This window comes from Blautia acetica (assembly GCF_038739805.1).
Taxonomy (GTDB): domain Bacteria; phylum Bacillota; class Clostridia; order Lachnospirales; family Lachnospiraceae; genus Blautia.
This window is the reverse complement of the sequence record NZ_JBBEWO010000057.1, coordinates 1-663: the sequence shown is the minus strand read 5'-3', so window position 1 is coordinate 663 and position 663 is coordinate 1. Positions and strand designations below refer to the sequence as shown.

Below are 663 nucleotides of genomic sequence, written 5' to 3'. Positions count from 1 at the left end.
CGCATCCCGGAAGAATACATCGTTGCAAACATGGCTCTATATTTGATATCATCAACAGCTTCTAATAGACGGTCTATTTCATCAACAGTCAGTACGGTCGGAAGCTTGTGTTCCAGAATCATACGTGGAACTGTGATATCATCCCAAAGGATATGCAGGACATTCCGATAGAAAAAACGGATAGCCGAATTATAAAGGTTCAGAGTTGTGGCTCTTAGTCCTTCCTCTTTTTTGGCAAGCAAAAAATTTCTGACATCCTGGCAGGTAAGTTCTTCAGGGTGCTTCGCTTGATATTTCAGGAAGTAAGAAACATAGTTTTTATAGCAGTTGATGGAACGTTCTTTGAGGTTGCGGATTTTTCCGGCTTCCTCAAGCTGTTCTAAATATTTTTCATACATAATAAAATCCTCCATGTAAAATCAGTAGTAATCAAAACACTGCTTTACACGGAGGTGCATTTGGGTCATAAAACCGCTTGCCAACCAAGCGGAAGGGTGGTATTCTTTTCATAGGCAGTGGGAAGGTCGATCCTGTTTGATTGTTATTTTGTGGTGATTTAACAATACTACTTTTAGGACTTGCTTTCCACTGTTTTTTATTATAGAAAACAGAAAATCGCTATGCCACAGCCTTGGCAGGCCATCGCGCAGCGATTTTGTTCAA

Annotated in this window: 1 protein-coding gene; it reads right to left on the bottom strand. The window is 40.3% G+C overall.

The window, feature by feature from the left end:
- On the bottom strand, nucleotides 1-398 hold a 398-nt coding region (locus tag WBS51_RS15175), incomplete at its 3' end, for a tyrosine-type recombinase/integrase (protein ID WP_342694167.1).
- Between the last annotated feature and the right edge of the window lie 265 nt (nucleotides 399-663).